The following is a 26,769-nucleotide window of genomic DNA, read 5'->3' on the forward strand; positions in this document are numbered from 1 at the left end:
CGCGCGCCCATGGACCCCCGATGCGCCTGATCCGCCTCGCCCTGGAGCGCTACGGCGCCTTCACGGACCGCACCGTCGCGTTCCGGCCCGACGCGCGCCTGCACGTCGTGCTGGGCGCCAACGAGGCCGGTAAGAGCACCGCGCTGGCGGCGGTCACCGACCTGCTGTTCGGCTTCGGGAAGACGACGCCCTACGCCTTCCTGCACGACATGCCGAAGCTGCGCCTCGGCGCGGAGATCGCCGCCGCCGACGGACGCCGGCTGTCCTTCCGCCGCCGGAAGGGCAACAGCCGCACCCTCATCGACGCCGCCGACGCGCCGCTCGCCGACGACGCGCTGGCCCCGTTCCTCGGCGGCCTGTCCCGGACGGTGTTCTGCCGGGCCTTCGGACTCGACGCGGCGAGCCTCCGGGCCGGGGGCCGCGAGATGGTCGACGTGGAGGGCGAGGTCGGTGCGAGCCTGTTCGCGGCGGGCTCGGGCCTGCGCGGCCTCACGGAGCTGCAGACGACGCTCGACGCGGAGGCCGACGCCATCTTCGCCCCGCGCCAGGCCAAGCACCGGACCTTCTACCAGGCGCTGGAGCGCCACGAGACGGCCCGGCGGGCGATCCGCGAGCGGGGCCTGCGCGCCGGCGACTGGCGCGCCCTGAATGACGAGATCGCCGCGGCGGCCGCGCAGCTCGAGGCGCTCCGGTCCGAGCAGAAGGCCGGCGCGGTCGCGCGCGCCCGGCTGGAACGATTCAAGCGCGTCCGCCCGATCATCGCCGAGATCGACGCGCTCGAGCGGCGCATCGCCGCCGAGACCGACCTCGTCGACGCGGATCCCGCCTGGATCGCCCGCCTCGGGGCCGCCCTGGACGCGTGCCGCGCCGCGGACGCCGAGGCGGAGCGGGCCGAGACCGCGCGCGACCGGGCCCGCGGCGAGGCCGAATCGGTGCCGGTCGAGCCGGGGCTGACCCATCGGGCGGACGAGATCCTGGCGGCGTTCAGCGGCACCCGGGAGTTCGAGAAGGGCGGCACCGACCTGCCCCGCATCGAGGGCGACGCCCACAAGGTCGGGCTGGATCTGGAGCGGCTGCGCGCCCGGATCGGCGTGCCCGACCTCGCCGCGCTGGAGGCCCGCCAGCCCCCGGACGCCGCGCGGGCGCGGACCGAGCGGCTGATCCGCGACGGCCGGACCCTGGCGGCCGCCGAGGAGCAGATCGCCCGCGACCTCGCCGCCGCCCGCGCCGAGCGGGAACGCCTCGCCCGCGAGGTGGAGGCGGCCGACGCGGCCCGGGATCCGACCCCGCTCCGGGAGGCGCTGAAGCCCCTCGCCCGGCTGCACGAGTGGATCGCCGCCCGCGACACCCTCGACGGCGCGATCCGCCGGGAGGCGGCGCTGCTGCGCAACCAGGCCGAGCGGCTGTCGCCGCCGGTGCCCGACCTCGCCGCCCTCGTGCGGACGCCCCTGCCCGCCCCCGACACGGTCGCGCGCTACCGTCAGGGCCTCGAGGCCAAGACCCGCGAGCACGAGCGGGCCGCCGACCGGTGCGACGCCGCCCGCCGGCAGGTCGCGGTCACCCGGGCGCGGCTGCGCGAGCGCGAGGCCGGCCGGCCCGTCGCCACCCTGGAGCGGCTCGACGCCCTGCGGTCAACCCGCGACGCGGCGTTCGCGCCGCTGCGCGACGCCCTCGCGGCCGGCCGGGCGGCCGCCGTCGCCGAGGTCGCGGCCTTCGAGCGCGCGCTCCTCGAGGCCGACCGCGTCGCGGACGAGCGCGCCTCCGACGCCGCCCGGGTCGCCGCCCACGCGGCCGACCTGGAACGGCTCGCCGCCGAGGAGGCGGAGGCCGCGCGGGCCGACGACGTCCTCGCCGGTCTCGCCGCGGAGATCGCGGCGGGCGAGGCGGCGTGGCGCGAGGCGTGGCGGCCCGCCGGGCTCGTGCCCGGTCCTCCGGCCGAGATGGCGGCCTGGCTCGCCGAGGTGGAGAGCCTGATCGAGGCCGAGCAGCGCCTCGCCGCGCAGCGGATCGAGGCCGACCGGCTCCTGGCACGGATCGAGGCCGCGCGGGGGCCCCTGGCCGACCTGCGCAGCCGCGCCGGCCTCGACGCCGCGCCGGACCTCGAGATCGCCGCCGCGCTGGACGGTCTCGAAGCGCGGATCGCCGCCCTGGCGAGCCGCTGGGAGGCCAACCTGCAGACCGCCGGCCTGCTGCGCGCGGCTGGACTGTCCGTCGATCGGCTGGAGGCGAGCCTCGCGGAGACCGCCGCCCGCCGCGCCGCCTGGCGGGCCGACTGGGAGGCTGCGCTGCTGCCCCTCGGCCTCGACGGCACGGCCGGTCCGGAGGAGGCCGAGGGCGCGCTGGAGGCGTGGCGCAGCGTGCCCGACCGGCTGGCGGAGCGGGCCGCCCTGCAGCGCCGCTCGGCGGGGATCCGCCGGGACATGGAGGCGTTCCGAGCCACCGCCGCCGCCCTGGTCGAGGCCCTGGCGCCCGACCTCGCGGAGGTGTCGCCCGCCGGCGCGGTCCGATCGCTCCACGGCCGCCTCGTCGCCGCGCAGGCCCGCGAGGCGCGCCGCGCCGAGCTCGACCGCCGCCGCGACGAGGCCGAGGCCGCCCATCGCGGCGCCTGCGACTCGCGCGACGCGGCGCGGGCGACGCTCGCCCGGCAGGTGGCCGAGGTGATGCCGGACCTCGCCGCGGCACCGACGCCGGAGATCGACCGGCTGTTCGGCCGCCTCAGCGCGCGCGAGGCGCTGCGCGCCGAGCGCCTGCGGCTCCGCGGCACGCTCGCGGGCGCGGCGGACGGGCTTCCGGAGGCCGAGTTGCGCGCCGGCCTGGAGACCGTGTCGCCGGAGGCGATCGAGGCGGAGCTGGCGCGGCTGTCGCTCGAGGCCGACGAGCAGGCCGAGCGCGGGCAGGTCATCTTCGCGGACCGCGACCGGGCGGAGCGGCGGCGGGCGGAGCTCGAGGGCGGCACCGGCGCCGAGCTGGCCCTCGCGGAGCGCAAGGCCGCGGAGGCGGATCTCCAGGCGGCTTCCCGCTCCTGGGCCGTCTTGCGGCTCGCCGGGCTGATGCTCGGACAGGCGGTCGCCCGCCACCGCGCGGGACAGCAGGACCCGCTCGTCACAAGGGCGGGCGCGCTGTTCCAGGCTCTCACCGGCGGCGCGTTCTCCGGTCTGGCGCAGATCTACGACGAGGCCGACACGCCGAAGCTCGCCGGGCAGCGCGCCGGCGGCGGCACGGTCGCGATCGAGGGCATGAGCGAGGGCACCCGCGACCAGCTCTACCTCGCCCTGCGGCTGGCCTATCTGGAGGATTACGCCGGCCGCGCCGAGCCGGCCCCCTTCATCGGCGACGACCTGTTCTCGACCTTCGACGAGACCCGGACCGGCTACGGCCTCGATGCGCTCGCGGCGATCGGCGCCCGGGTCCAGCCGATCCTGTTCACGCACCACCGCCACGTCGCGGACATCGCTCGCGACCGGCTCGGCGACGCCGTCGACGTGGTGACGCTTTAGGCGTCGCCGGCGGAGGGGTCGTTCGTTCCCTCCCCGGCCACCGCGTCTCAGGCGCCCGCGCCCCCGAGGTAGCGCGCCTCCAGATGGGCCCGGAACGCCGCCGTGCCGAGCCTCGTCCCGGTGGCGCGGGTGAGGAGGTCGTCGGTGTCGAGCAGGCTCCCCACCGCGTGGACATGCGTGCGGAGCCAGTCCCGCAGGGGGCCGAAATCGCCCTGCGCGAGGCAGCCCGGCAGCGCCGGCTCGGCCGCGCGGGCCGCCCGGAACAGCTGCGCGGCCGCCAGGGCGCCGAGCGTGTAGGTCGGGAAATAGCCGAAGGCGCCGCTCGGCCAGTGGATGTCCTGCAGGCAGCCGACCCGGTCGTCGGGCACCGTGAGCCCGAGGAGGTCGCGCAGGCCGTCGTTGAACGCCCCCGGCAGGTCGCGCACCGCGAGGTCGCCCGCGATCATCGCGGTCTCCAGCCGGTAGCGCAGCAGGATATGGGCCGGGTAGGTCGCCTCGTCGGCATCCACCCGGATGAAGCCGGGCGCGACCCGGGTGTTGAGCGCGTGCAGGTTCTCCGGCGACCATTCGGGCCCGGATCGCCCGAACGCCGCCTGCAGGAGCGGCGCCAGGAAGGTGAAGAACTCCCGGCTCCGGCAGGCCTGCATCTCGACGATGAGCGACTGGCTCTCGTGCAGGCTCATGCCGCGCGCCGCGCCGACCGGCTGGTTGCGCCACGCCGCCGGCCGGCCCTGCTCGTAGAGGGCGTGCCCGGTCTCGTGGAGAACGCCCATCAGCGCCCGGCCGAAATCGGCCGCGTCGTAGCGCGTCGTGATCCGCACGTCGTCGGTGGCGCCGCCGCAGAACGGGTGCAGGCTGATGTCGAGCCGGCCGCGGGTGAAGTCGAAGCCGACCGCCGCCATCAGCTTCAGGCCGAGATCGCGCTGCACCGCCACGTCGAACGGGCCGGCGAGCGGGAGCGGTGCCGGCCGGGACGCCTGGATCTCCCGGGCGCGGGCGATCAGGGCCGGCAGCCAGTCGGTCAGGTCCGCGAAGAGCGGGTCTATCGTCGCCCGGCGCATGCCGGGATCGTAGCTGTCGAGCAGCGCGTCGTAGGGATCGAGGCCGAGGGCCGCGCTCTTCGCCTGGCCGATCTCCCGCTGGAGCCGAAGCACCTCGGCGAGGTGGGGTTCGAGGCGGGCGAAATCGGCGTCGCGCCGCGCCTCGCGCCAGACCATCTCCGAGCGGGACACGGCGCGGGAGCTGGCCTCGACGAGGTCGCGGGGGACCGCCGTGGCGTGTCCTTGCGCGCGGCGCATCTCCCGCAGGTTGGCGGCGGGCCAGGGCTCGAGGTCGCCGCCCTGCTCGGCCGCCGCCAGCTCCTCGGCGGCCTCGGGGGCCGTGAGCATCCCGTGGGCGAGCCCGCGGAGGATCGCGAGCTGGTCGCCGCGGGCCTCGGCGGCGCCGTCCGGCATCAGGGTCTGCGCGTCCCATCCGAGGATCCCGGCCGCGCCCTCCAGGGCGGCGAGCCGGGCGAAGCGCTGTTCGAGGGTCTGATAGGCGGTCATGCGGTCTCCGGTCGGGTACGTCTCGCGGCGCGACGGTGCGGCTCTCACCCCGCCTGAAGCATCTCCAGTTCCAGCCAGCGGTCCTCCGCCTGCGACAGCTCGGTCTCGGCCTGGGCCAGCATGGTCGAGGCCTTGTCGAACCGGGCCGGGTCGCGGGCGTAGAGCTCGGGGTCGGCGAGGATCGTGCGGAGCTGGGCGATCGCCGCCTCCAGCTTCTCGATGCGGGCCGGCAGGGTCTTCAATTCGTGCTGGTCCTTGAAGCCGAGCTTGGGCTTGCCCGACGGCTGGGCGGCCGGCGCGGCGGCGCGCTCGCGCGACTCTTTCGCCTTCGGCGCGACGGTCCGCGCCTCGACGCCCTGGCCGCGCTGGACCAGCATGTCGCTGTAACCGCCGGCATACTCGACCCAGCGACCGGCGCCCTCCGAGACCAGCACGCTGCCGGCCACGCGGTCCAGGAAGTCGCGGTCGTGGCTCACCAGGATCAGCGTGCCCTGGTAGTCGCCCAGCATCTCCTGGAGCAGGTCGAGGGTCTCGAGGTCGAGGTCGTTGGTGGGCTCGTCGAGGACGAGGAGGTTGGCCGGCTGGGCCAGGGCCCGGGCGATCAGCAGCCGGTTGCGCTCGCCGCCGGAGAGAACCGAGACCGGCGTGCGCGCCTGCTCGGGCGTGAACAGGAAGTCCTTGAGATAGCCGATCACGTGGCGGCTCTGGCCGTTCACCGTGACGCTGTCGCCGCGGCCGCCGGTCAGCACGTCGGTGACGGTCATGCCGGGCTCCAGCACGGCGCGGGCCTGATCGAGCACCACCGGCAGCAGGTTGGTGCCGAGCACCACCTGCCCGCCATCCGGCGCGAGCCGGCCCATCAGCAGGTTGATCAGGGTGCTCTTGCCCGCGCCGTTCGCCCCGACGATGCCGAGCCGGTCGCCCCGCATCACCCGCAGGGACAGCCCGTCGACGATCCTGCGCTCGCCGTAGCTCTTCGCGATGTCCCGGGCCTCGACGACGAGGCTCCCGGAAGATTCGGCGTCCGAGGCCTGCATGCTGACGCTGCCCACGGGGCGGCGCACCTCGCGTCGGTTCTGCCGGAGTTCGTGCAGGTTGCCGAGGCGACGGACGTTGCGCTTGCGCCGCGCGGTGACGCCGTAGCGCAGCCAGTGCTCCTCGGCGGCGATCTTGCGGTCGAGCTTGTGCTGGTCCCGCTCCTCTTCCTCGAAGAAGGCGTCGCGCCACGCCTCGAAGCTGGAGAAGCCCTGGTCGATCCGGCGGGTCTCGCCGCGGTCGAGCCAGATCGTGGCCCGCGACAGGGCCGAGAGGAAGCGCCGATCGTGGCTGATCAGCACGAGGGCCGCGCGGGTGCCCTTCAACTCCGTCTCGAGCCACTCGATCGCCGGCAGGTCGAGATGGTTGGTGGGCTCGTCGAGGAGCAGCACGTCGGGCTCGGGGGCGAGCGCCTGCGCCAGCGCGGTGCGGCGCCCCTCGCCGCCGGAGAGCTTGCTCGGATCCTCCGCGCCGGTCAGGCCGAGGCTCTCCAGCAGGTAGCGGGCGCGGTGGGTCGATTCGCCCGGCGGCAGGCCGGCCTCGACGAAATCCAGGGTGGTGGCGAAGCCCGTGAAATCCGGCTCCTGCGCGAGGTAGCGGATCGTCGTGCCGGGCTGGACGAAGCGCCGGCCCCGGTCGGGCTCCGTGAGGCCCGCGGCGATCTTCATGAGCGTCGACTTCCCCGACCCGTTCCGGCCGACGAGGCAGGTGCGCTCGCCCGGCGCGATGGCGAGGCTCGCGCCCGTGATCAGCGGCGTACCGCCGAAGGTGAGCGCGACGTCCTGGAGGGTGAGGAGCGGGGGAGCGGCCATGGGCCGGCTTATGGCAGCGCGGGGCGGCCTGTTCAAACAGAGCCGCCCCCGTCGGTCGGCGCCCGGTCAGGCGATCGGGTTGGCCGGTCCCGTCGGCGGGCTGATCTCGGGCACGCCCGGATCGTTGACGGGGATCTCGGGCGGCTGGATGCCCGGCGCCTCCGCCGGGGTGTTCCCGGGGATCTCCGGCCCGGGCGGCTGGGTCGGCGCCTGCGGCGGATCGTAGGGGCGGTCCGGCACCGGCGTCGGCTGCGGCGGCACCTCGGGGACCTGCCCCGGGTCGGCGAGCGTGAAATCGGGCACCGTCATCCTCCGCGAGACCGGTGGTCCACAGCGGCACCGGTCCCGCGGAAACAGAGTGCGGCGGATCCGGTTCCGGAGGGCTACTTCTTCGTCAGCAGGAGGTTGCCCTCCTTGCTCGCCACCTTCTGGATCTTCTCGGCGAACAGGGCGAGGAGGAACGGCAGCTTCACCTCGAGGCGCACGCTCTCCGCGCCCACGTCGATCGTGCCGGCGATCTTCTGCGCCACCGCGGACACGCCGAAATCGAGCCGGTCGCCCGTCCAGGCGAGCTGGTCCACCGTGATTCCGCTCTTGGCGAGGAGGGCCCGCGCCTGATCCGTGCCGTGCTCCAGGCGCCGCTTGGCCTCGTCGCGGCCGAGGTCGTGCGGGATGTCGACGATGAGGGGCTTGGGCATGGGCGGGTGATCCGAGCTGAACCCGGCAGCAGATGGTGCGTCCGGGTCCGGCAGACAACGCCCCGGAGGCCGCCCCGCCCGCGCGGGGCGGAGGCGCGCCGGGGCGCTCGATGCCCGTGAAGGGTCAGTGCACGACCTGCAGCGACACGTAGCTGACGCCGCCCATGCCGAGGGCGCGGGCGGAGCCGCGCGACAGGTCGATGATGCGGCCGCGCACGAACGGACCGCGGTCGTTGATGCGCACGACGATCGAGCGGCCGGTCCGCTTGTTCTCGACGCGGACCCGGGTGCCGAACGGCAGGCTGCGATGGGCGGCGGTCAGTCCGTTGGGGTTGAAACGCTCGCCGTTGGCGGTGCGATGGCCGCTCCCGTACCAGGAGGCCGCTCCGCTCTGGGCGGCGGCCGGGAGGCTGGTTCCGACGACGGTGGACAGCATTCCAAGCGAGACAACGAGCTTACCGAAACCGAACGACATTCTCGACGCATTCCCATTGTTTTTGTCGGGGCGGCGCCAGTCGTGCCCGAAACGGGCCGGAATATGGCAGGCTTTTTCGGGCTGTCGGGGTCACATTTTGGCCGATTTCGCGCTGGTCATCCCCATTACATGGCGGCTTATTTCAGTTTATTTCCGCTCTTGTTGCGGGTGATGCATTGGCGTGTGGTTCTGCGTATTCAGCAAGAACTGCTCGCCTCCGTCAGGGAGGATGCAAAATAGGACATCATTCTTAAGCCTTGCGCGGAGCGTGACCCTGCGTCCCGCTGAGGTGGAAGCGCGACCCGCCCGGCGCCCCTGGCACGACGATGATTGTCGTGCGCGGCTGTTTCCGAAGCACAGGCTGCCGCGGCCGCGCGCGACCCGCAGGGATAGAGTGTTGTCGCCCGATCCCGGCGGCGCCGCGCGGCCGGGTAACGGTTGCTTAATCTGTCGGAGGATTGTCCGGGCGCCCGGTCGGCAAAATCTGCAGCCCCAGAACGGGACGCGCCGGACGCGAAATCGACAACGTGACCTTTACCGTACCCGGCGCATGGTCTGCCGGTCAGTCGCGTAACCGGTGTTTGCCATGGCTTCCCCGCGTACCGTGGCTGCCGACGCCGTCGCCCGGAAACAGGTCTCGCGTGCCGGGCGGCCCGCGTCGGCGCCACGGATGGGTCTCGTACCCACCCAGCGTTCTCTGCCCCTCGACCAGGTACTCGTCGGGGACTGCATCGCGGCCATGAACGCCTTGCCGGCGTCGAGCGTCGACTGCGTGTTCGCCGATCCGCCCTACAACCTTCAGCTCGGCGACGCCGGCCTCCTGCGCCCGGACCAGAGCCGCGTCGACGCGGTCGACGACGACTGGGACAAGTTCGCGACCTTCGAGGCCTACGACACCTTCACCCGGGACTGGCTCGCCGCCTGCCGCCGCGTGATGAAGCCGAACGCGACCCTCTGGGTGATCGGGTCGTACCACAACATCTTCCGGGTCGGGAGCGCGTTGCAGGATCTCGGTTACTGGATCCTCAACGACATCGTCTGGCGCAAGGCCAACCCGATGCCGAACTTCCGCGGCAAGCGCTTCACCAACGCCCACGAGACCCTGATCTGGGCCTCGCGCTCGGCCGACTCGAAGGGCTACACCTTCCATTACGAGGCGCTGAAAGGGGGCAACGAGGACCTCCAGATGCGCTCGGACTGGTTCATCCCCCTCTGCACCGGCGAGGAGCGGCTGAAGGATGCGGAGGGCCGCAAGGTCCACCCGACCCAGAAGCCCGAGGCCCTGCTCGCCCGGACGCTGCTCGCGGCGACCAATCCCGGCGACGTGGTGCTCGACCCGTTCTTCGGCACCGGCACGACCGGCGCCGTCGCCAAGCGCCTCGGCCGCCGCTTCATCGGCATCGAGCGCGAGGCGACCTACGCCGAGGCGGCCCGGGAGCGGATCGCCGCCGTGGAGACCCTGTCGAGGGCCGCCCTCATGGTGGCACCGACCAAGCGCGCCGAGCCGCGGGTGCCGTTCCTGTCGGTGATCGAGGCGGGCCACATCCGGCCGGGCGAGACCGTGACCGACGAGCGCCGCCGGTTCCGCGCCACGGTGCGCCCGGACGGCCAGCTCGACAACGGCCTCGTCATCGGCTCGATCCACAAGATCGGCGCGCTCGTGCAGGGCCTGCCGGCCTGCAACGGCTGGACGTTCTGGCACGTGGAGCGCGGCGGCAAGCCGGTGGTGATCGACAGCTACCGGGCCGGTCTCCGGCAGGCGATGGCCAACGGCTGAGCCAGCACACCGTCTCTGCGAGCGGAGCGAAGCAATCCAGCAGCGCCTCGCAGACAGATGTCGCGCTGCCCTGGGTCGCTTCGCTGCGCTCGCGATGACGGTCGGCTACCGCTTCCGGGCCGGCCCCGGCCGCCGCGGCGATGACCGGGCCCGCGCCGGTGCGGGCGATGGCTCGACCTCCCCGTCGAACAGTTCGTCCGTCTCCTGCGGCGGCACCGGCGCCGCCTTCGGCTGGGGCTTCGGGACGGCGCGCACGCGCGGGCGCGGGTCCGGATCCGGCATCGAGACCGGTGGCTCCATCGCCGCCAGCAGCGGCATCGGCGGCGGTTCCTTCCTCGGACGCCCGCGCGGCTTCTTCTCGGGCTCCGGCTTCGGGTCGAAGGCGTGCGCCAGGACCTTGCGCATGAGGCCGGGCAGCGGTTCGTCCGCGAGGGCGCCGCGCGGCGTGAAGCGCATGCCGGCCGGAGCCGGCGTCGCCAGCGCGACGCGGGCCACGAACACCGTCAGCTCCAGGGGAAAATGCGTGAAGCCGTGGCGGACGAGGCCCGGGAGCCGCTTCCAACGCGCGTCGAGGGGCGCGTCCAGCAGGGCGGCGGCCACGTCGTAATCCGGCTCCCAGGCGCTCCCCGGCGGCTCGGCCATGTTGCCGAGCAGCCCCTCGGGGGCGCGGGTCCGCAGCAGCACCGCCTCGTCGCCGCTGCGGATCGCCACGAAGGCGGCGCCGCGGCGGAGCGCCCCCTTGGCCACCCTGATCTTGCGCGGGAAGGTCTCCTGCGTGCCCAGCGACCGCGCCCGGCAGGGCCGCATCCACGGGCAGAGCGCGCAGGCGGGGCGCTTGGGCGTGCAGATCGTCGCGCCGAGGTCCATGAGCGCCTGGGCGAAGTCGCCCGGCCGCTCCTGCGGGACGAGCGCCTGCGTCAGGCGGCGGATCTCCGGCCGGCTGCCCGGGAGCGGCGCCTCCACCGCGTAGGCCCGGCTCAGGACCCGCTCGACATTGCCGTCGACGGCGGCCTCCGGCCGGTCGAACGCGATCGCGGCGATCGCGCCGGCCGTGTAGGCGCCGATTCCCGGGAGCTTGCGCAGGCCCTCGGCGGTGTCGGGGAAGCGCCCCCCGGCCGCCGCGACCGCCTTCGCGCAGGCGTGGAGATTGCGCGCGCGGGAGTAATAGCCGAGGCCGGCCCAGGCCGACATCACCGCCTCCTCGGGGGCCTCGGCCAGGGCGAAGATGTCGGGGAAGCGCGTCAGGAAGCGCTCGAAATACGGCCGCACCGCCGCGATGGTGGTCTGCTGCAGCATCACCTCGGACAGCCAGACCCGGTAGGGATCGGGGACCGCGCCGGCGAGCGCCCGCCAGGGCAGCACCCGCCGATGCCGGTCGTACCAGGCGAGCAGGTCGTCGGCGCGCGGTCCGGGACCGGCTTCAGGATCCGTGGCTGTGCGAGGCGGCATGGGCGGGTCGACAGGGGTCGCGCTGCATAGCCGGAGCGCCGCGGCGATCATAGGGCGGCGAAAGCGCCGGCGCGTGCTCCCTTCGTCAACCATCCTGCGCTAACCTTCTCGGATCCACGGGGCCGGAACCACCATGGCGCGCGTCAAACCGCTGGCCGAACTGATCGAGAGTTGCATCGGGCCGGCCTTCGCGGCGCAGGGTTTCGCCTCGACCGACATCCTGGCCGCGTGGCCGGAGATCGTCGGCGAGCGGCTGGCCCGCTACTGCCGCCCGTCCAAGCTGGAATGGCCGAAGCGCCGCCGGAGCGAGTCCGCCGCGCCCGAATCCGGCACGCTGGTCGTGCGCGTCGAGGGCGTCTTCGCGCTCGAGTTGCAGCATCTCGCGCCGGTGGTGATCCAGCGGATCAACGCCCATTACGGCTGGGCCTGCGTCTCCCGGATCGTGCTGCAGCAGGACCGGGTCGGGCGCGCCGGCCGGGCGCCCGCCCGCGCGCGGGTCGATCCGGCCGCCGCCGTCGAGGTCCAGCGCGCCGTGGCGGGAATCGCCGATGACGGCCTGCGCGCGGCCCTCGACCGCCTCGGCACCGCCGCCGTGGCGACGCGCCCGGAGCGGTGAACGGTCGATTCGGTCACCTTGCCAGGACGGTCGCGCCCGAGTACCGGCATCCGGACGCCACGACTGATCAATCCGGCGGAGCCTGCCCGATGACGACGCGACGCGACGCTCTCAAGTTCTCCGGCCTCGCCCTCGGCGCCGGCCTCGCCCTGCCGTATCTCGGGCGGCCCGCCCGGGCGCAGAATTCCGAGATGGCGGCCCTGCTGCAGCCGGGCCCCCTCGGCGACGTCTGGCTCGGCCCGGCGGACGCCAAGTGCACGATCATCGAGTACGCCTCGATGACCTGCTCGCACTGCGCGGCCTTCCACAGGACCACGTGGCCGACCCTGAAGGAGCGCTACATCGACACCGGCAAGGTGCGGTTCACGCTCCGCGAATTCCCCCTCGACCCGCTGGCCACGGCGGCCTTCATGCTCGCGCGCTGCCAGGGCGATGCCAAGTATTATCCGATCACCGACCTGCTGTTCGATCAGCAGGCGGCCTGGGCCTTCACGCCGAAGCCCGTGGACGCGCTGGAGCAGATGCTCCGGCAGGCGGGCTACAACAAGCAGACCTTCGAGGCCTGCCTGAAGGACCAGAAGATCTACAGCGCGGTCAACGCCGTGAAGCAGCGCGGCCTCGACGTCTTCAAGGTGGATTCGACCCCGACCTTCTTCATCAACGGCGAGCGCTACACCGGCGAGATGACCGTCGAGGGTATGGAGAAGGTGATCAAGCCGATCATCGGCGCCTGATCGACCCGCCGGGGCCTCGCGCGCGACGCGGCTCCGGCGCATCGCACAAAGTTGGAATACCAAACTAAAATCAATTACTTACGGTGTATGGGGTTCGCCTTGACACTCAAGATAGGCGAAACTATGGTGCGCCCCGCTTGCTGGGGGTGTCCAGCCGGTTCCACAGCCTCCCGCCCGATGAGTTTTGAGCCGTGAACGGCGACGATCCGAGGGACGGGAGAGGGACCGAGCAGACGCCGACGGACAGCGAACTCTCCGCGAGGCTCAGACGTCTCGAGACGCAGATCGAACGGAAGCGGCCGCAGGCTGCTCCCGGTCATTCCACGCGCCCTCGGGACGGCGGGCCATCCTCGCTGGGCCAGGCCATGACGCTCTCCACGGAGTTCGTCGCGGGCGTGATCGCGGGGGGCATACTCGGCTGGATCGTCGATCATGTCTTCGGGACGAAGCCCTGGGGCCTGATCGTCCTCCTGATGCTGGGGTTCGTCGCGGGGGTCTACAACGTGATGCGGGCGTCGGGTTTCGCCGGCGCGCGTCCGGGACGGCGCGATCGGCAGGAGCCATAAGGCGCGCCGGTCAGTGGGGAATGTGGGGCGGCCGACACCCGTCGGCGCGCCGGACAAGAAGGGCGGAAGCGGGAATGGCGGTCACGATCGACCCGATCCATCAGTTCGAGCTGAAGCCGCTCGTGTCGCTGGGCCATATCGGCCACCAGCAGCTCGCGTTCACGCAGTCGGCCCTCTACATGTTCGCCGCCGTCGGCGTGATCGCGCTCATCACCATCGTGGCGACCGCGTCCCGCTCGGTCGTTCCGGGCCGCATGCAGTCGCTGGCCGAGATCTTCTACGAATTCATCGCCGACACCGTGCACCAGGCGACGGGCGACGGCGGCAAGCGGTTCATGCCGCTCGTGTTCTCGCTGTTCATGTTCGTGCTCGTCCTGAACCTGTTCGGGATGATCCCCTACGCCTTCGCGGTGACCAGCCACCTGATCATCACCTTCGGCCTCGCCGCGCTGGTGATCTCCACCGTGGTGATCTTCGGCGTGATGAAGCACGGCACCCACTTCTTCGGCCTGTTCGTGCCGTCGGGCGTGCCGAAGCCGCTCCTCGCGATCCTGGTCCCGATCGAGGTGATCTCGTTCATCTCGCGCCCGATCAGCCTGTCGGTCCGTCTGTTCGCCAACATGCTGGCCGGCCACATCGCGATGAAGATCTTCGCGTTCTTCGTGGTCCAGCTCCTTCTCGCGGGCGCCTGGAGCGTGCTATCGCCGCTCCCGCTGTTCCTGACGATCGCGCTGACCGCTCTCGAGTTCCTCGTTGCGGCGCTTCAGGCCTACGTCTTCGCGACGCTGACGGCGATCTACCTCAACGACGCCCTTCACCCCGGCCACTGATCGGCCGGCTCCACCCGCCGCAAACGTCACCGCACGTTTCGATCTGAAGAGACCTCAGGAGTTACCATGGATCCCGTCGCTGCGAAGTACATCGGCGCCGGCCTCGCCTGCCTCGGCATGGCGGGTGCGGGCATCGGCCTCGGCAACCTGTTCGGTCAGTTCCTCGCCGGCGCCCTTCGCAACCCGTCCGCGGCCGACGGCCAGCGCGCCACCCTGCTCCTGGGCTTCGCCCTAACCGAGGCGCTCGGCATCTTCTCGCTGCTGATCGCGCTGCTGCTGCTTTTCGCCGTCTGATCGGCGCCGGAGGCCGCGGTCCCCGCGGTCTCCTCCCGGGCCCCGGCCCGATGAACGGGTGGACGCTCCCGCGACGGGGCGTCCGCCTTCGTCCGTCACCGCGCCGGCGGTGGCCTCAGCGAACGGTGTCAGTGTAGCGGTCTCATGGCGCAGCCCAATCCCCTCACCACGCCGCCCCCGGGCGCCGACACGCAGGTCGTGCCGGGCCATGTCGAGCATACGGAAGCGCATTCCGGCGCCTTCCCGCCCTTCGAGACCTCGGGCTTCCTGGCGCAGCTGATCTGGCTCGCCCTGGCCTTCGGCCTCCTCTACTACCTGATGGACAAGATCGCGCTGCCGCGGATCCAGTCGATCCTGCACGCCCGCGCCGAGCGCCTGCGTGCCGACCTGGACCAGGCGCAGGCGATGAAGGCCGAGGCGGATGCCGCCGGCGTGGCCTTCGAGACTGCCCTCCGGGACGCCCAGGGCAAGGCGCGCGACATCGCGCAGACCACCCGGAACGAACTGGCCGCGGAGGCCGAGACCAAGCGCAAGGCGCTGGAGGACGAGCTGAACGCCAAGCTCTCCGCCTCCGAGGCGACGATCCGCACGCGGACCGAGGCCGCCATGGGCAACGTCCGCTCGATCGCTGGTGAGGCCGCGTCGGCCATCGTCGAGCGTCTGACCGGGCAGGCCCCGGACCGGACGAGCCTCGACCGCGCCCTCGACGCCACCGCACACTGACGGGATCCCACGATGCTGCTCGAAGCCGAATTCTGGGTCGCCGTCGCGTTCGTCATCTTCATGGGCATCGCCTGGAAGGCCGGCGCCTTCTCGACGATGCTCAAGGGCCTGGACGGGCGCGCCAACCGCGTCCGCCACGAGCTCGACGAGGCCAAGCGCCTGCGCGAGGAGGCCGCCGCCGTGCTGGCCGATTACAAGCGCCGCCGCGCCGAGGCCGAGAAGGAGGCCGAGTCGATCGTCGCCGGTGCCCGCGAGGAGGCCCAGCGCGCCGCCGAGGAAGGCCACCGCAAGCTTGACGATTTCCTGGCCCGCCGCACCAAGGCCGCCGAGACGAAGATCGCCCAGGCGGAAGCCCAGGCCGAGGCTCAGGTCCGCGCCGCCGCCGCGGAGGCTGCCGTGAAGGTCTCGGAGACGATCCTGCGCGAGCGGATGCAGGGCGACGCTGCCCAGAACCTGATCCGCGCGAGCCTCGGCGAGGTGCGGACCCGCATGCGCTCCTGATCCGGACGCAGCAAGCAGCGCGACGGTCACGAAAGCCGCCTCCGGGCGGCTTTTTTCATGGTCGACGGCCCCTGCCGGCCCGTCCCCCGATCCCGCCCGGCGCGGGATCGGGGGACGGGCCGCGCAGGACGCGCTTCCGACGCCGCGCGGAATCGGCGCGCGCCGCGGCGAACATCGAGGCCGTGACCGGCGTTCCCGACCCGTGAGGATGCGGAGACGTCATGGCGGAGAGACCACGGATCGTGATCGTCGGCGGCGGCGTCGCCGGGATCGAGGTGGCGACCAGCCTCGGACGCGGCGGCCGGGCCGACGTCACCCTCGCCGATCGCAGCCTCTCGCACGTCTGGAAGCCGATGCTGCACACCTTCGCGGCGGGTACGGCTCGGGCCGACCGGCAGAAGGTGGATCTCTTCGCCCAGGCGCGCCGCAACGGCTTCCGCTTCCAGCCCGGCGCCCTCGTGGGCATCGACCGGGCGGCCAGGCGCGTCCGGCTCGCGGTCGAGGCCGCGGAGGGGGTTCCGGAAGTGGAGCGCGCCTACGACCTGCTGGTGCTCGCCATCGGGAGCCGCGCCAACGATTTCGGCACGCCGGGCGTGGCCGAGCATTGCCTGACCATCGACGACCTGACCGAGGCCGAGCACTTCCACGAACAGCTGCGGTGCCATCTCCTGGCCCGGCTCGACGGCGGCGGCCTGCTGGAGATCGCCATCGTGGGCGGCGGTGCGACCGGCGTCGAGCTGGCCGCCGAGCTCAAGCACGCCATCAACCTCTTCGCGGCCTACGGCTCGCCCGACCTGCCGGGGCGCCTGCGCCTGACGCTGATCGAGAGCGGGCCGCGCCTGTTGCCGGCCTTCCCCGAGAAGGTGTCGCGCGCCGCCGCCCGCACCCTGTCGGATCTCGACGTGGAGGTCCGGACCGGCGCGACGGTGACGGCCGCGGACGCGGACGGGTTCATCCTGAAGGACGGCCGCCGCATCCCGGCCGGGCTGAAGGTCTGGGCCGCCGGCGTCAAGGCGCCGGACGTGCTCGCCGGCCTCGACGGCCTGGAGCGCTCGCGGGCCGGGCAACTTGTCGTCCGCCCGGACCTGCGCACGACCCGGGATCCGGCCATCATCGCCCTCGGCGACTGCGCCAGCCTCACCGACTCCCGGACCGGCCACCCCGTTCCGGCAACGGCGCAGGCCGCACGCCAGCAGGCGCAGCATCTCGCGCGCCATCTCGGCCGCGCGCTGGCCCGCGGGGATGCGCCCGACGCGGACCTGCCTCCGTTCCACTATGCCGAGAAGGGCGCGATCGTCTCGCTCGCGGATTTCAACGGCTGGGGCACGCTCGGCCGCTACACGTTCGGCGGCGGGCGCCTGAACGGGCTCTCGGCGCGGCTGACGCACGACCTCCTCTACCGGCAGCACCAGATCGGGCTCTACGGGCCGCTGCGCGGGACGATGACGTGGGTCCTCGACGATCTCGACCACCTGATCAGCCCGCCGGTGCGGCTCGACTGAGAGGGCCGGCGCGGATCCGGCGTCGCGGGCGACGCGCGGTGCCGCCCGGCTGCCCGGTCCTCGGCCCAAGTTCTCGGTCTCAGTCCGGACGCTCGCCCTCGACCGCCTTGGTCTCCTCGACCTCGGGGGCGACCTGCCCGTAGTTCAGCACCGCCACCAGCGCCACGCCGCCGAACGTGTTGCCGAGCAGCGTTGGCAGGAAGAACTTCACCGCGTAATCGTGCAGCGACGCGGCGCCCGTGACCACGAGGTAGAAGGCCTCGACGGAGCCGGCCACGATGTGGGCGAGGCTGCAGAGCGCGACCAGCCACGTCATCAGGAGGATCACGAACGGCGCCGCGCTGGCGGTGGCCGGCAGGAACCAGACCATCAGGGCGATCATCCATCCGGCGAAGACGGCCTTGACGAAGGTCGCCCAGAACTCGTGCGCGATGGCGTCGTGGCTGATCTCCGCGAAGGCCCTGAGGACCGGCGGCTCGAAGGCGCCCGAATAGGCCAGCACCGTCGCGATCGCGAGCGTACCCAGGATGTTGCCCGACAGCACGATCATCCAGAGCCTGACGACGCGGAGCGCCGTCTTCACGGAGCGGTCGTGCAGGAGCGGCAGGATCGGCGTGATGGTGTTCTCGGTGAAGAGCTGCTGGCGCCCCAGGACGACGACCAGGAACCCGACCGCGTAGCCCATCGAGCCGACGATCTTGGCCCAGTCCGTCTCCGGGAGATGGCTTCGCAGGACGCCCGGCACGATCAGCGACAGGGCGATGCTGAGCCCGGCCGCGAAGGCCGAGAGGAACAGCGCGAGGCCGTGGCGCCGCAGCTCCTCGTCGCCCTCGAGCCGGATGACCTCGTGCAGGACGTAGGCGTCGGGCCGGCCGATCTCGGAGACTTCCTTCAGCAGTTCGTCCCGGCGCGTCTCGGGGTCGGCCCGCTTGTCCTTGTCCCGCACCATCCGACAGCTCCGCTACGCAACACGATCGATCGGACGGGACAGGTCAGGCCGAGAGCCGCGCCAGCAGGGCCTCGACGGCGCCGCGCGCCTCGGCGAGGGCCTCCGGGTCCCGGCTACGCACGACGATCCGGTTGCGGAAGCCCTCCGGCGTGATCGCCGGGTACGAGCCGATGGAGACGGCTTGCCGCGCCCTCGCGATCTCGCCGAGGCCGCCCGCGTAGCTGCCCTCCGGGAGGCCGGCCGCCTCGATCGTCTCGGACAGCATCGCGGCGCCGCCCGTCAGCGTCGGGGCGATCGAGTCCAGCATGGCCTGCATGATGCTGGGCACGCCGGCCATCACGTGGACGTTGCCGATGCGGAAGCCCGGCGCCTTCGAGACGGGATTGGCGATCAGGTCGGCCCCGAACGGGATCCGCGCCATGCGCAGGCGGGCCTCGTTGAGATCCTCGGGTTTGTGCCGCTCCAGCAGCATCGCCCGGGCGCGCTCGTCGACGTCGATGCCGACCCCGAAGGCCTCGGCCACGCAGTCGGCGGTGATGTCGTCGTGGGTCGGGCCGATCCCGCCGGTGGTGAACAGGTAGGTGTAGCGGGCGCGCAGGGCGTTGACCGCCTCGACGATCATGGCCGCCTCGTCGGACACGATCCGCACCTCGCGCAGGTCGATCCCGGCGGCGGTGAGGAAGTCGGCGATGGTGCCGATATTCTTGTCCTTGGTGCGACCCGAGAGGATCTCGTCGCCGATGACGAGGATCGCGGCGGTGACGGATTCGGAAGGCTGGCTCATGGAACTCTGGCGTCGGGCGGGTCCTGCAGGCAGATAGCGCGACCGCGGCCCGCGACTACGTGAACCCCGGAGACCCCATGCAGTTCGCCGCGCCGCTGGTGCCGGGACGGCTCGTGCAGCGCTACAAGCGCTTCCTCGCCGATATCGACACCGATGACGGCCGCGTCACCGTTCACTGCCCCAATCCCGGAGCCATGCTCGGGCTCAACACGCCGGGTGCGCGCGTGCTGCTGTCGCGCTCGAGCAACCCCGCGCGCAAGCTGCCGCTCACCTGGGAGCTGGTGGAGGCCGACCTCCCCGGCGGGGCGCAGTGGGTCGGCATCAACACGATGCGGCCGAACGCGCTCGTGGCCGAGGCCTTCCGGGCCGGCGCGATCGCGGCGCTCGACGGCCACAACGCGCTGAGGCCCGAGGTGCGCTACGCGGCGGCCAGCCGGGTCGACTTCCTCGCGAGCGGCGCGGCTACGGGGCCATGCCACGTCGAGGTCAAGAACTGCCACCTGATGCGGCGGGCGGGCCTGGCCGAGTTCCCGGACTGCAAGGCGGCCCGCAGCGCCCGGCACATGCGCGACCTGGCGCAGGTCGTGGCCGAGGGCGGTCGCGCGCTGGTGGTCATCGTCGTGCAGATGCGGGCCGAGGCCTTCGACGTCGCCCGGGACATCGATCCCGCCTTCGACCGGGCGTTCCGCGAGGCGCGCGCGGCGGGCGTGGCGGTCCGCGCCTATCGCTGCGCCGTCGCGCCGGAGGGCGTCGCCATCGCCGAGGAGATCCCGGTGATCACGCCGGCCTGACGGCGCCGCGCTCGAACATCAGGTTGAGACGCGAGCGCGCGATCTCGCGGTAGCCGTAGCGCCCCAGATGCCGCAGCAGGTCGAGCTGCCACTGGCCAGTGCCGTTCTCGACCAACAGGATCCGCGGCAGGAGCGCGTCCGGCGCCTCGCGGAGGAACGGCTCGAGGATCAGGTCCTCGGCGCCCTCGACGTCGAGCTTGATGGCGTCGACGCGGTCGAGGCCCTCGCTGCGCAGCAGGTCGAGGAGCGTCACCGCCGGCACGGTGATCCGCGCGCCCTCGTTGGTGCCGACGATGCGCAGGCTCGACTCGCCGCGGTTGCGCGGATCGATGAACAGGGTCAGCTCGCCGGCCTTGTCGGCCACCGCGCAGGCGACCGCCTTGACGGTGTGGAACGGGTTCTGGGCGATGTTGTAGGTCAGGCGGTCGAACACGTCCGGCTGCGGCTCGACGGCGACGATCCGCGCCCCCGGCCCCGAGAACGCGGCCACGCAGAGGGCGTAGGCGCCGACATTGGCGCCGATGTCGAGGAACACGCAGTCCCGCGGCAGGCGCTCCTGCAGCAGCGCCCGCTCCTCCGGGTCGAAGAACTGCGGGGTGAAGAGCACCTTCTTCTCGCAGTTGTTGTTGTACGGGTGCAGCCGCATCCGCGCGCCGTAGCGGGTCACGTCGAGGGGCTTGCCCCCGAGGCGCGCGATCGCGATCCGGCGCAGGAACAGCGCGAGGCGCCGGCCGTACCAGGACTCGGCCGGGATCCGGTTCGTGCGGCGGGTGATCGCCGCCACGAGGCCGGACGGTTCGTAGGTGCCGTAGGGCTGCGTGTCCGTCATGACCGGGGCGGTTTGCCAGCCGGCGCTCCGACCCGCAAGCGGATCGATCCGCGTTGCTCCCGCGCGTCCGGGTGGTCTAAGCCGTGGCCGAGCTTGATGAACACAGGTTGCGTGGCATGGAGACCTTCAATTCCGACGGCGTGCGGATCGCCTATATCGACGTCCCGCCGGCGGACGGTCCGGGCAAGCCGATCCTGCTGATCCACGGATTCGCGTCGAACCACGCGGTCAACTGGGTCAACACCCAGTGGGTGAAGGCCCTGACCCAGGCCGGCTACCGCGCGATCGCGCTGGACAACCGCGGCCACGGCGAGAGCGAGAAGCTCTACGATCCGGCCGCCTACAGCTCCGAGGCCATGGCCGGCGACGCGGTCCGGCTCCTCGACCACCTCGGGATCGGGCGCGCCCACGTCATGGGCTACTCGATGGGCGGGCGGATCACCGCGCATCTCGCGCTCGACCACGCGGACCGGGTGCGCTCGGCCCTGATCGGCGGCCTCGGGATGCACCTGATCGAGGGCAAGGGCCTGCCCTCCGGCATCGCCGAGGCCCTGGAGGCGCCCGCCGGGACGCCCGCGCCCAACCCCACGGCGGCCGCCTTCCGGATGTTCGCCGAGCAGACCCGGAGCGACCTGCGGGCGCTCGCCGCCTGCATGCGCGGCTCGCGCCAGACGCTCAGCCGGGGGGAACTCGCGCAGATCGAGGTGCCGGTCCTGGTCTCGGTCGGGACCCTCGACACGGTCGCGGGCTCGGGCCCGGGGCTCGCCGCCCTGATCCCGGACGCCCGGGCCCTCGAGATCGAGGGCAAGGACCACTCCACGGCGGTCGGCGCCAAGCCGCACCGGGACGGGGTGCTGGCCTTCCTGGCCGCGCAGCCCTGAGGCCTCAGCTCTTCAGCCGGTAGCCCGTGCGGAAGATGTAGGTCACGAGGCCGAGGCAGATCACCAGGAACAGCGCGGTCATGCCGAGGCTGACCGCGATGTTCACGTCCGCCTTGCCGAAGAACGCCCAGCGGAACCCGCTGATCAGGTACACGACCGGGTTCAGCAGGCTCACCGCGTGCCAGAACGGCGGCAGCATGCTGATCGCGTAGAAGCTGCCGCCCAGGAAGGTGAGCGGGGTCACCACGAGGAGCGGGACCAGCTGCAGCTTCTCGAACCCGTCCGCCCACAGGCCGATGACGAAGCCGAACAGGCTGAACGTCACAGCGGTGAGCAGCAGGAACCCGATCATCCAGAGCGGGTGGTCGATCCGCAGCGGCACGAACAGGGCCGAGGTGGCCAGGATGATCAGCCCGATCAGGATCGACTTCGAGGCCGCGGCGCCGACGAAGCCCAGCACCACCTCCAGCGGCGAGATCGGCGCCGACAGGATCTCGTAGATCGTGCCGGCGAAGCGCGGGAAGTAGATGCCGAACGAGGCGTTGGAGATGCTCTGCGTCAGCAGCGAGAGCATGATCAGGCCGGGCACGATGAACAGCCCGTAGGGCACGTCGTCGACCGCCGAGACCCGGGAGCCGATCGCCGCGCCGAACACCACGAAGTACAGGGTCGTCGAGATGACCGGGGCCAGGATGCTCTGCCCGGCGGTGCGCCAGAAGCGGCCCATCTCGAACAGGTAGATGGCCCGGACCGCCGGCCAGTTCATGCTGAACGCCGCGCTCATGGCTGTGCCCTCTCCTCGCGCACGAGGCCGACGAAGATGTCCTCCAGCGAGCTCTGCTCGGTGTGGAGGTCGTTGAAGCGGATGCCCGCCGCCGCGAGGCCGGTCAGGAGCCCCGTGATGCCGGTGCGCTCGGCGCGGGTGTCGTAGGTGTAGACAAGCTCGGTCCCCTCCCCGCCGAGCGCCAGGCCGTAATCGGCGAGTTCCGGCGGTACCGCGGCAATCGGCTGCTGGAGGTGGAGCGTCAGCTGCTTGCGCCCGAGCTTGCGCATCAGCGCGGCCTTCTCCTCCACCAGGATGATCTCGCCCCGGCGGATCACGCCGATGCGGTCGGCCATCTCCTCGGCCTCCTCGATGTAGTGGGTGGTGAGGATGACGGTGACGCCCTGCTGGCGCAGGTCGCGCACGAGGCGCCACATGTCCTGGCGCAGCTCCACGTCGACGCCCGCCGTGGGCTCGTCGAGGAACAGCACCCGGGGCTCGTGCGACAGCGCCTTGGCGATGAGCACCCGCCGCTTCATGCCGCCCGACAGGGTCATCAGCCGGCTGTCGCGCTTGTCCCAGAGGGACAGCGCCCGGAGGATCCGCTCGATATGCCCGGGATCCGGCCGCAGCCCGAACAGGCCGCGGGAGAAGCTCACGGTGTTCAGCACCGTCTCGAAGGCGTCGGTGGTCAGTTCCTGCGGGACGAGCCCGATGGCCCGGCGCGCGGCGCGGTAATCCGCCGCGATGTCGTGGCCGTCGACCAGGACGGTCCCCGCACTCGCGGTGACGATCCCGCAGACGATGTTGATGAGCGTGGATTTGCCCGCTCCGTTCGGACCGAGCAGCGCGAAGATCTCGCCGCGCTCGATGGCGAGGTCGATGTCGCGCAGGGCTGTGAAGCCAGACGTGTAAGTCTTCGACAGCTTCGAGATGGAGATGATCGGCATCAGAGCCTGGTGCGAGCGGGAGCGTGCACGGGTCCGGCAGCCATGCTCAGGCACCGGACACGCGAGGGGCCGGCCGAGCGGGACGCCTCCGGCGGCGGGCGCCCCTATAGCATGGTGAATGACCGGCGCTGACCGAGCCCGTGTGCGCCACCGCACCGCGAGGGCGCCCACCGCTCACCGGCGGCCGAGGCGCTCCGCCAGCGCGAGGCACTCCTTGCGGAGTTCCGGATCCTCGATGCGCGAGAAGGCGGTCAGCAGGGCGGCGCATTCCGCGGCGCTCGGGCCGCCGGCTGCCGGGGACCCCGGCGGCCCGCGGAAGATCGAGACCGGGACGTTCAGCGCGTGGGCGATCTGGCGAAGCAGCACTTCCCGCTCGTGAGCGGATTTCGCCGTGCCGTCGAGATCGAATCCGCCCGCGTCCGTCATGATCTCTTCGAAACCAGTCCTTCGGCCGAGCTCGGATGCACGGGATGCCCACAGACGCTGCTCACGCGGCGCGCGGCACGACCATCCACACTTTCTCGGCGGGTGCAACCTACCGTTATGGTATCAGCTTGGCAGGGCCGCACTGTCCAGAACGCGCGGACAGCCACCCCGGACCGAGATCTTGTGCCGCTCATCTGAAATCGGCGAAGTCGGTTCGGCCTCCGTTCCTTATAGACAACCAGAAATACAATTGCCGGTAGCATGGTTCCGGCGCTAGGCCGCTCGCCGAAGCGTGATCAGCGCGGCCAGACCGACAAGCGTCGCCGCACCGAGGATCCTGCGCCAGGGATTCACGCCGCGCAGGAGCTCGTCGAGCGCCCACCATGTCAGCGCGATGTCGGCCCCGAAGGACAGGGAGGAGGCCGGCAGCCAGGGGGCCAGCTCGCCCCTGTCCCGGGCCAGCCAAGCCGCGAGGCTCAGGCCCGCGAAGAGCCAGAGCGGCAGGTTCGGCCACTGCGCCACGGTGATCGCGCCGGTGGTCCTGTCGCGAAACATCCAGTCGACGGCCCGCCCGAAGGTTGTGCGCGGACGTGGGGACATGGCTCGAACCTTCGTGAGTTCCGGCCGGCGCAGATCGTGCCGCCCCGCCGGACCAGAATGAGCCGACGGCTCCGGAAGAGGTCTTAACACATCGGTAACGTTAGCGAACGGAAACCGTCGGTAAATCCCTAACGGATCCTGAAAGGACTCGCGAAAAATTCGTTAATCTGGTGATCATCGGTCATCGGAACGGCAGCCAACCAGCCGAACATCGAGGATCGATCATGAGCGCCCGTCTCGAAGACCTGAAGTTCATGCTGACGCTCAGCGCCGTGGTCCTGCTCGGCAGCGGCCTCGACGTCATCCTGCGCTGATCGCGCCGGCCAACCCGGCGCGCGGTACCGCGCCGCCGGACGTGAAGGCGCGTCCGAGCGCCGCGCGGGCGGCCGACGGCCGAGCCTCCGGAGCGCCGCCCCGGCCGGTCGTGTACGGGACGGCGATCAGCCGCGCGGCAGCATCCGCGGGACGGCGCATCCCCCCGATCTCGACAATCGGGATCTGTCCGGAGCGAAGGAAGCTCCGCAAGTCCGCGGCCCGCGCCCGCCGCTCCGTCCGCATCTTGAGCACGGCGATCACGAGGCCGGCCAGCCCGGCCGCCTCCAAGAACGCCGCGACCACGTAGCCCGCAGCCATCCGCTTCCACCAACTGTATCGAGGAGAGGCCGCCCTCGCGGCGGCCGCCACCGATCTGCGGGGTCATGGTTAGCGGGGCCTTAACGGCTGCGTAGAAGTCCGCAGATCGCGCCGGCGTCGACACTCGCCACCCGCGTCCGGGGCGCGGTGCGAGCCTTTCTCGCGCAACGACGATCGGGCGCCGCGCAGGGTCCGCGCGTCGCGCCCGGGAGTCCCTTCGGGAAGCCGTGAGGCTCCGCCGGAGCGCTACCACATGTCGAGGGCGACGCGGGCCTCGTCCGACATGCGGCTCTGGTCCCACGGCGGGTCGAAGACCATGGTCACCGCGCAGGACTGGACCCCGGGCACGGCGGACACGGCGTTCTCGACCCAGCCGGGCATCTCGCCCGCGACCGGGCAGCCGGGCGCCGTGAGGGTCATGTCGATCGCGACGACGCGATCGTCGCCGATATCGACCTTGTAGATCAGCCCGAGCTCGTAGATGTCGGCCGGAATCTCGGGATCGTAGACCGTCTTCAGCGCCGCGACGATGTCGTCGGTCAGGCGGTCCAGTTCCGCCTGCGGGATCGTCGAGTCGCCGGCGACGTCGGGGGCGTTCTTGCCGCCCGTGATGGTGGCGTCGGTGCTCATCGCTTCACTCTCCCCGGGCCCGCGCGGGCGGGACCAGCCTCATCCCAGTATCAGGTGAACAGCATTTCTGCTCTGCCGAGCGCCTCGGCAAGGGCATCGATCTCGGCGGTCGTGTTGTAAAGCCCGAACGAGGCGCGGCAGGTCGAGGTGACGCCGAAGCGGTTGAGCAGCGGCATCGCGCAGTGGGTCCCGGCCCGCACCGCCACGCCCTGCCGGTCGATCACCGTGGCGATGTCGTGGGCGTGCGCGCCCTTCATCTCGAAGGCGATCACGCCGCCCTTGCCCGGCGCGGTGCCGATGAGGCGCAGGGAATTCATCGCGCCGAGGCGCTCCTGCGCGTAGGCCGTGAGCTTCGCCTCGTGGGCGGCGATCGCGTCGCGCCCGAGATTCATCATGTACTCGAGCGCGGCGCCGAGACCGACCGCCTCGATGATGGCCGGGGTGCCGGCCTCGAACCGGTGGGGCGGATCGTTGTAGGTGATCGCGTCCTCGCTGACCGTCCGGATCATCTCGCCGCCGCCCTGGTAGGGCGGCAGGCGCTCCAGCCATTCCTTCTTGCCGTAGAGCACGCCGATCCCGGTCGGGCCGTAGACCTTGTGGCCGGTGAAGACGAAGAAGTCGCAATCGAGCGCCCGCACGTCGACGGGCTGGTGCACCGCGCTCTGGGCCCCGTCGAGCAGGACCGGCACGCCGTGGGCGTGGGCGATGCGCACGATCTCGGCGGCGGGCGTCACCGTGCCGAGCACGTTCGACATGTGGGTGATCGCCACCATCTTGGTGCGGGGCGAGAACAGCTTCTCGTACTCCTCGACCAGGAAATTGCCCTGGTCGTCGACCGGCGCCCACTTGATCACCGCGCCGCGGCGCTCGCGCAGGAAGTGCCAGGGCACGATGTTGGAGTGGTGCTCCATGATCGAGAGGATGATCTCGTCCCCCTCTCCGATCAGGCCGGCCCAGCCCATCGACGAGGCCACGAGGTTGTAGGCCTCGGTGGCGTTGCGGGTGAAGATGATCTCGTCCGTCGAGGCGGCGTTGAGGAACTGGCGCGTGGTCTCACGCGCGCCCTCGAAACCCTCGGTGGCGGCGTTGGCCATGTAGTGCAGGCCGCGATGGACGTTGGCGTAGCCGGTCTCCATGCAGGAGACCATCGCGTCGATCACCTGCCGGGGCTTCTGCGCCGAGGCGGCGTTGTCGAGGTAGACGAGCGGCTTGCCGTAGACCTGCTGGCCCAGGATCGGGAAATCCTTCCGGATCGCCGCGACGTCGTAGGTGGGGGTGAGGACGGGTGCGTTCATGGTCGCGACCTTCCGAAGACTTCGCCGATCCCGGGAACAGCCCTCATCCTGAGGTGCCGGAGCGAAGCGGAGGCCTCGGAGGCCTCCGGCTGGCGTTGCGATTCCTGGACCCCGCCCCGAGGCGCGCTGCCGCGGTGGCCTCAGGCCGGGATCAGGCATCGAGAAGGGCCGGTCCGCGGAGC

General features: G+C 71.9%; 28 protein-coding genes. 12 read left to right on the top strand and 16 right to left on the bottom strand.

The annotated features are described in order from the left end of the window. Nucleotides 1–20: 20 nt before the first annotated feature. Nucleotides 21–3,497 (top strand): AAA family ATPase, encoded by a 3,477-nt coding sequence (locus ACLBYB_RS00665; RefSeq protein ID WP_447697528.1) that lies wholly within the window; start codon nucleotides 21–23, stop codon nucleotides 3,495–3,497. Nucleotides 3,498–3,544: 47 nt separating this feature from the next. Here the strand turns inward: ACLBYB_RS00665 and ACLBYB_RS00670 are convergent, their stop codons facing one another. From ACLBYB_RS00670 to ACLBYB_RS00690, 5 genes are all read right to left on the bottom strand, one after another. Beyond that, entirely contained in the window at nucleotides 3,545–5,044 is a 1,500-nt protein-coding gene (locus tag ACLBYB_RS00670; protein WP_447697529.1) for a carboxypeptidase M32, read from the bottom strand. 44 nt (nucleotides 5,045–5,088) lie between these two features. Next, nucleotides 5,089–6,891, bottom strand: a complete 1,803-nt coding sequence (locus ACLBYB_RS00675; RefSeq protein ID WP_447697530.1) for an ATP-binding cassette domain-containing protein — start codon at nucleotides 6,889–6,891, stop codon at nucleotides 5,089–5,091. A 66-nt stretch (nucleotides 6,892–6,957) separates the two neighbouring features. Continuing rightward, complete coding sequence (locus ACLBYB_RS00680) at nucleotides 6,958–7,200, bottom strand: hypothetical protein (protein ID WP_020093386.1); 243 nt, start codon at nucleotides 7,198–7,200, stop codon at nucleotides 6,958–6,960. A 74-nt stretch (nucleotides 7,201–7,274) separates the two neighbouring features. Continuing rightward, on the bottom strand, nucleotides 7,275–7,589 hold the full coding sequence (locus ACLBYB_RS00685) for a polyhydroxyalkanoic acid system family protein (protein WP_020093387.1): 315 nt from the start codon (nucleotides 7,587–7,589) through the stop codon (nucleotides 7,275–7,277). A 124-nt stretch (nucleotides 7,590–7,713) separates the two neighbouring features. Continuing rightward, on the bottom strand, nucleotides 7,714–8,064 hold the full coding sequence (locus ACLBYB_RS00690) for a septal ring lytic transglycosylase RlpA family protein (protein ID WP_020093388.1): 351 nt from the start codon (nucleotides 8,062–8,064) through the stop codon (nucleotides 7,714–7,716). 586 nt (nucleotides 8,065–8,650) lie between these two features. Between ACLBYB_RS00690 and ACLBYB_RS00695 the strand changes: the two genes are divergently transcribed. Further along, nucleotides 8,651–9,841: a site-specific DNA-methyltransferase gene (locus tag ACLBYB_RS00695; RefSeq protein ID WP_280142531.1), complete on the top strand. Its 1,191-nt coding sequence runs from the start codon at nucleotides 8,651–8,653 to the stop codon at nucleotides 9,839–9,841. A gap of 105 nt (nucleotides 9,842–9,946) precedes the next feature. Here ACLBYB_RS00695 and mutY read toward each other — a convergent pair whose 3' ends face one another. After that, on the bottom strand, nucleotides 9,947–11,290 hold the full coding sequence (gene mutY / locus ACLBYB_RS00700) for an A/G-specific adenine glycosylase (RefSeq protein ID WP_447697531.1): 1,344 nt from the start codon (nucleotides 11,288–11,290) through the stop codon (nucleotides 9,947–9,949). A 133-nt stretch (nucleotides 11,291–11,423) separates the two neighbouring features. Here mutY and ACLBYB_RS00705 point away from each other — a divergent pair, with 133 nt between their 5' ends. The 8 genes from ACLBYB_RS00705 (at nucleotide 11,424) to ACLBYB_RS00740 (ending at nucleotide 17,056) form a co-directional block, all read left to right on the top strand. Further along, nucleotides 11,424–11,906, top strand: a complete 483-nt coding sequence (locus ACLBYB_RS00705; RefSeq protein ID WP_020093391.1) for a DUF721 domain-containing protein — start codon at nucleotides 11,424–11,426, stop codon at nucleotides 11,904–11,906. A gap of 89 nt (nucleotides 11,907–11,995) precedes the next feature. Then, a complete protein-coding gene (locus ACLBYB_RS00710; RefSeq protein WP_020093392.1) occupies nucleotides 11,996–12,640 on the top strand; it encodes a DsbA family protein in 645 nt (214 codons plus the stop codon). A gap of 191 nt (nucleotides 12,641–12,831) precedes the next feature. After that, nucleotides 12,832–13,206, top strand: coding sequence for an AtpZ/AtpI family protein (locus tag ACLBYB_RS00715; RefSeq protein ID WP_056525259.1), 375 nt, complete (start codon nucleotides 12,832–12,834; stop codon nucleotides 13,204–13,206). A gap of 74 nt (nucleotides 13,207–13,280) precedes the next feature. Then, nucleotides 13,281–14,036: a F0F1 ATP synthase subunit A gene (locus ACLBYB_RS00720; protein ID WP_020093394.1), complete on the top strand. Its 756-nt coding sequence runs from the start codon at nucleotides 13,281–13,283 to the stop codon at nucleotides 14,034–14,036. Between the two features lie 66 nt (nucleotides 14,037–14,102). Continuing rightward, nucleotides 14,103–14,330 carry a F0F1 ATP synthase subunit C gene (locus tag ACLBYB_RS00725; protein WP_007566773.1) on the top strand — a complete coding sequence of 76 codons (228 nt, stop codon included), beginning with the start codon at nucleotides 14,103–14,105 and terminating at the stop codon, nucleotides 14,328–14,330. A gap of 144 nt (nucleotides 14,331–14,474) precedes the next feature. Then, nucleotides 14,475–15,053, top strand: coding sequence for a F0F1 ATP synthase subunit B family protein (locus tag ACLBYB_RS00730; RefSeq protein ID WP_020093395.1), 579 nt, complete (start codon nucleotides 14,475–14,477; stop codon nucleotides 15,051–15,053). 15 nt (nucleotides 15,054–15,068) lie between these two features. Beyond that, entirely contained in the window at nucleotides 15,069–15,554 is a 486-nt protein-coding gene (locus ACLBYB_RS00735; RefSeq protein WP_170855147.1) for a F0F1 ATP synthase subunit B family protein, read from the top strand. A 221-nt stretch (nucleotides 15,555–15,775) separates the two neighbouring features. Then, nucleotides 15,776–17,056 carry an NAD(P)/FAD-dependent oxidoreductase gene (locus ACLBYB_RS00740; protein WP_091976979.1) on the top strand — a complete coding sequence of 427 codons (1,281 nt, stop codon included), beginning with the start codon at nucleotides 15,776–15,778 and terminating at the stop codon, nucleotides 17,054–17,056. A 79-nt stretch (nucleotides 17,057–17,135) separates the two neighbouring features. Here the strand turns inward: ACLBYB_RS00740 and ACLBYB_RS00745 are convergent, their stop codons facing one another. After that, a complete protein-coding gene (locus tag ACLBYB_RS00745) occupies nucleotides 17,136–18,005 on the bottom strand; it encodes a formate/nitrite transporter family protein (protein ID WP_447697532.1) in 870 nt (289 codons plus the stop codon). A 43-nt stretch (nucleotides 18,006–18,048) separates the two neighbouring features. Then, nucleotides 18,049–18,789, bottom strand: a complete 741-nt coding sequence (locus ACLBYB_RS00750; RefSeq protein WP_447697533.1) for a competence/damage-inducible protein A — start codon at nucleotides 18,787–18,789, stop codon at nucleotides 18,049–18,051. 77 nt (nucleotides 18,790–18,866) lie between these two features. On the opposite strand from ACLBYB_RS00750, the gene sfsA reads away from it, so the two are divergent. Further along, nucleotides 18,867–19,580 carry a DNA/RNA nuclease SfsA gene (sfsA, locus tag ACLBYB_RS00755; protein WP_020093400.1) on the top strand — a complete coding sequence of 238 codons (714 nt, stop codon included), beginning with the start codon at nucleotides 18,867–18,869 and terminating at the stop codon, nucleotides 19,578–19,580. Here the strand turns inward: sfsA and ACLBYB_RS00760 are convergent. Continuing rightward, on the bottom strand, nucleotides 19,567–20,409 hold the full coding sequence (locus ACLBYB_RS00760; RefSeq protein WP_020093401.1) for an FkbM family methyltransferase: 843 nt from the start codon (nucleotides 20,407–20,409) through the stop codon (nucleotides 19,567–19,569). The genes sfsA and ACLBYB_RS00760 overlap by 14 nt on opposite strands. Before the next feature lie 116 nt (nucleotides 20,410–20,525). Between ACLBYB_RS00760 and ACLBYB_RS00765 the strand changes: the two genes are divergently transcribed. Beyond that, complete coding sequence (locus ACLBYB_RS00765) at nucleotides 20,526–21,290, top strand: alpha/beta fold hydrolase (RefSeq protein ID WP_447697534.1); 765 nt, start codon at nucleotides 20,526–20,528, stop codon at nucleotides 21,288–21,290. Between the two features lie 4 nt (nucleotides 21,291–21,294). Here ACLBYB_RS00765 and ACLBYB_RS00770 read toward each other — a convergent pair whose 3' ends face one another. The 7 genes from ACLBYB_RS00770 to ACLBYB_RS00800 form a co-directional block, all read right to left on the bottom strand. Then, nucleotides 21,295–22,056, bottom strand: coding sequence for an ABC transporter permease (locus ACLBYB_RS00770; protein ID WP_091977140.1), 762 nt, complete (start codon nucleotides 22,054–22,056; stop codon nucleotides 21,295–21,297). 14 nt (nucleotides 22,057–22,070) lie between these two features. Further along, the gene (locus ACLBYB_RS00775) at nucleotides 22,071–23,006 is read right to left on the bottom strand and encodes an ABC transporter ATP-binding protein (protein ID WP_042673784.1); all 936 of its coding nucleotides are present in this window, start codon (nucleotides 23,004–23,006) and stop codon (nucleotides 22,071–22,073) included. 171 nt (nucleotides 23,007–23,177) lie between these two features. Next, a complete protein-coding gene (locus ACLBYB_RS00780; RefSeq protein WP_447680648.1) occupies nucleotides 23,178–23,429 on the bottom strand; it encodes a hypothetical protein in 252 nt (83 codons plus the stop codon). A gap of 273 nt (nucleotides 23,430–23,702) precedes the next feature. Beyond that, the gene (locus ACLBYB_RS00785) at nucleotides 23,703–24,029 is read right to left on the bottom strand and encodes a hypothetical protein (RefSeq protein WP_447697535.1); all 327 of its coding nucleotides are present in this window, start codon (nucleotides 24,027–24,029) and stop codon (nucleotides 23,703–23,705) included. A 300-nt stretch (nucleotides 24,030–24,329) separates the two neighbouring features. Beyond that, a complete protein-coding gene (locus tag ACLBYB_RS00790) occupies nucleotides 24,330–24,713 on the bottom strand; it encodes a hypothetical protein (protein WP_447697536.1) in 384 nt (127 codons plus the stop codon). Between the two features lie 195 nt (nucleotides 24,714–24,908). Beyond that, the gene (locus tag ACLBYB_RS00795) at nucleotides 24,909–25,292 is read right to left on the bottom strand and encodes an SUF system Fe-S cluster assembly protein (RefSeq protein WP_020093409.1); all 384 of its coding nucleotides are present in this window, start codon (nucleotides 25,290–25,292) and stop codon (nucleotides 24,909–24,911) included. A 50-nt stretch (nucleotides 25,293–25,342) separates the two neighbouring features. Beyond that, entirely contained in the window at nucleotides 25,343–26,587 is a 1,245-nt protein-coding gene (locus ACLBYB_RS00800; RefSeq protein WP_056525234.1) for a cysteine desulfurase, read from the bottom strand. Nucleotides 26,588–26,769: the final 182 nt, after the last annotated feature.

The sequence above is a fragment of the Methylobacterium sp. D54C genome (assembly GCF_053345595.1).

What these genes read in the sequence shown, in the direction of transcription:
- ACLBYB_RS00665 (WP_447697528.1), top strand. Translation starts at nt 21, where the DNA reads ATGCGCCTGATCCGCCTCGCCCTGGAGCGCTACGGCGCCTTCACGGAC.
- ACLBYB_RS00670 (WP_447697529.1), bottom strand. Translation starts at nt 5,044, where the DNA reads ATGACCGCCTATCAGACCCTCGAACAGCGCTTCGCCCGGCTCGCCGCC.
- ACLBYB_RS00675 (WP_447697530.1), bottom strand. Translation starts at nt 6,891, where the DNA reads ATGGCCGCTCCCCCGCTCCTCACCCTCCAGGACGTCGCGCTCACCTTC.
- ACLBYB_RS00680 (WP_020093386.1), bottom strand. Translation starts at nt 7,200, where the DNA reads ATGACGGTGCCCGATTTCACGCTCGCCGACCCGGGGCAGGTCCCCGAG.
- ACLBYB_RS00685 (WP_020093387.1), bottom strand. Translation starts at nt 7,589, where the DNA reads ATGCCCAAGCCCCTCATCGTCGACATCCCGCACGACCTCGGCCGCGAC.
- ACLBYB_RS00690 (WP_020093388.1), bottom strand. Translation starts at nt 8,064, where the DNA reads ATGTCGTTCGGTTTCGGTAAGCTCGTTGTCTCGCTTGGAATGCTGTCC.
- ACLBYB_RS00695 (WP_280142531.1), top strand. Translation starts at nt 8,651, where the DNA reads ATGGCTTCCCCGCGTACCGTGGCTGCCGACGCCGTCGCCCGGAAACAG.
- mutY (WP_447697531.1), bottom strand. Translation starts at nt 11,290, where the DNA reads ATGCCGCCTCGCACAGCCACGGATCCTGAAGCCGGTCCCGGACCGCGC.
- ACLBYB_RS00705 (WP_020093391.1), top strand. Translation starts at nt 11,424, where the DNA reads ATGGCGCGCGTCAAACCGCTGGCCGAACTGATCGAGAGTTGCATCGGG.
- ACLBYB_RS00710 (WP_020093392.1), top strand. Translation starts at nt 11,996, where the DNA reads ATGACGACGCGACGCGACGCTCTCAAGTTCTCCGGCCTCGCCCTCGGC.
- ACLBYB_RS00720 (WP_020093394.1), top strand. Translation starts at nt 13,281, where the DNA reads ATGGCGGTCACGATCGACCCGATCCATCAGTTCGAGCTGAAGCCGCTC.
- ACLBYB_RS00725 (WP_007566773.1), top strand. Translation starts at nt 14,103, where the DNA reads ATGGATCCCGTCGCTGCGAAGTACATCGGCGCCGGCCTCGCCTGCCTC.
- ACLBYB_RS00730 (WP_020093395.1), top strand. Translation starts at nt 14,475, where the DNA reads ATGGCGCAGCCCAATCCCCTCACCACGCCGCCCCCGGGCGCCGACACG.
- ACLBYB_RS00740 (WP_091976979.1), top strand. Translation starts at nt 15,776, where the DNA reads ATGGCGGAGAGACCACGGATCGTGATCGTCGGCGGCGGCGTCGCCGGG.
- ACLBYB_RS00745 (WP_447697532.1), bottom strand. Translation starts at nt 18,005, where the DNA reads ATGGTGCGGGACAAGGACAAGCGGGCCGACCCCGAGACGCGCCGGGAC.
- ACLBYB_RS00750 (WP_447697533.1), bottom strand. Translation starts at nt 18,789, where the DNA reads ATGAGCCAGCCTTCCGAATCCGTCACCGCCGCGATCCTCGTCATCGGC.
- sfsA (WP_020093400.1), top strand. Translation starts at nt 18,867, where the DNA reads ATGCAGTTCGCCGCGCCGCTGGTGCCGGGACGGCTCGTGCAGCGCTAC.
- ACLBYB_RS00760 (WP_020093401.1), bottom strand. Translation starts at nt 20,409, where the DNA reads ATGACGGACACGCAGCCCTACGGCACCTACGAACCGTCCGGCCTCGTG.
- ACLBYB_RS00765 (WP_447697534.1), top strand. Translation starts at nt 20,526, where the DNA reads ATGGAGACCTTCAATTCCGACGGCGTGCGGATCGCCTATATCGACGTC.
- ACLBYB_RS00770 (WP_091977140.1), bottom strand. Translation starts at nt 22,056, where the DNA reads ATGAACTGGCCGGCGGTCCGGGCCATCTACCTGTTCGAGATGGGCCGC.
- ACLBYB_RS00780 (WP_447680648.1), bottom strand. Translation starts at nt 23,429, where the DNA reads ATGACGGACGCGGGCGGATTCGATCTCGACGGCACGGCGAAATCCGCT.
- ACLBYB_RS00785 (WP_447697535.1), bottom strand. Translation starts at nt 24,029, where the DNA reads ATGTCCCCACGTCCGCGCACAACCTTCGGGCGGGCCGTCGACTGGATG.
- ACLBYB_RS00795 (WP_020093409.1), bottom strand. Translation starts at nt 25,292, where the DNA reads ATGAGCACCGACGCCACCATCACGGGCGGCAAGAACGCCCCCGACGTC.
- ACLBYB_RS00800 (WP_056525234.1), bottom strand. Translation starts at nt 26,587, where the DNA reads ATGAACGCACCCGTCCTCACCCCCACCTACGACGTCGCGGCGATCCGG.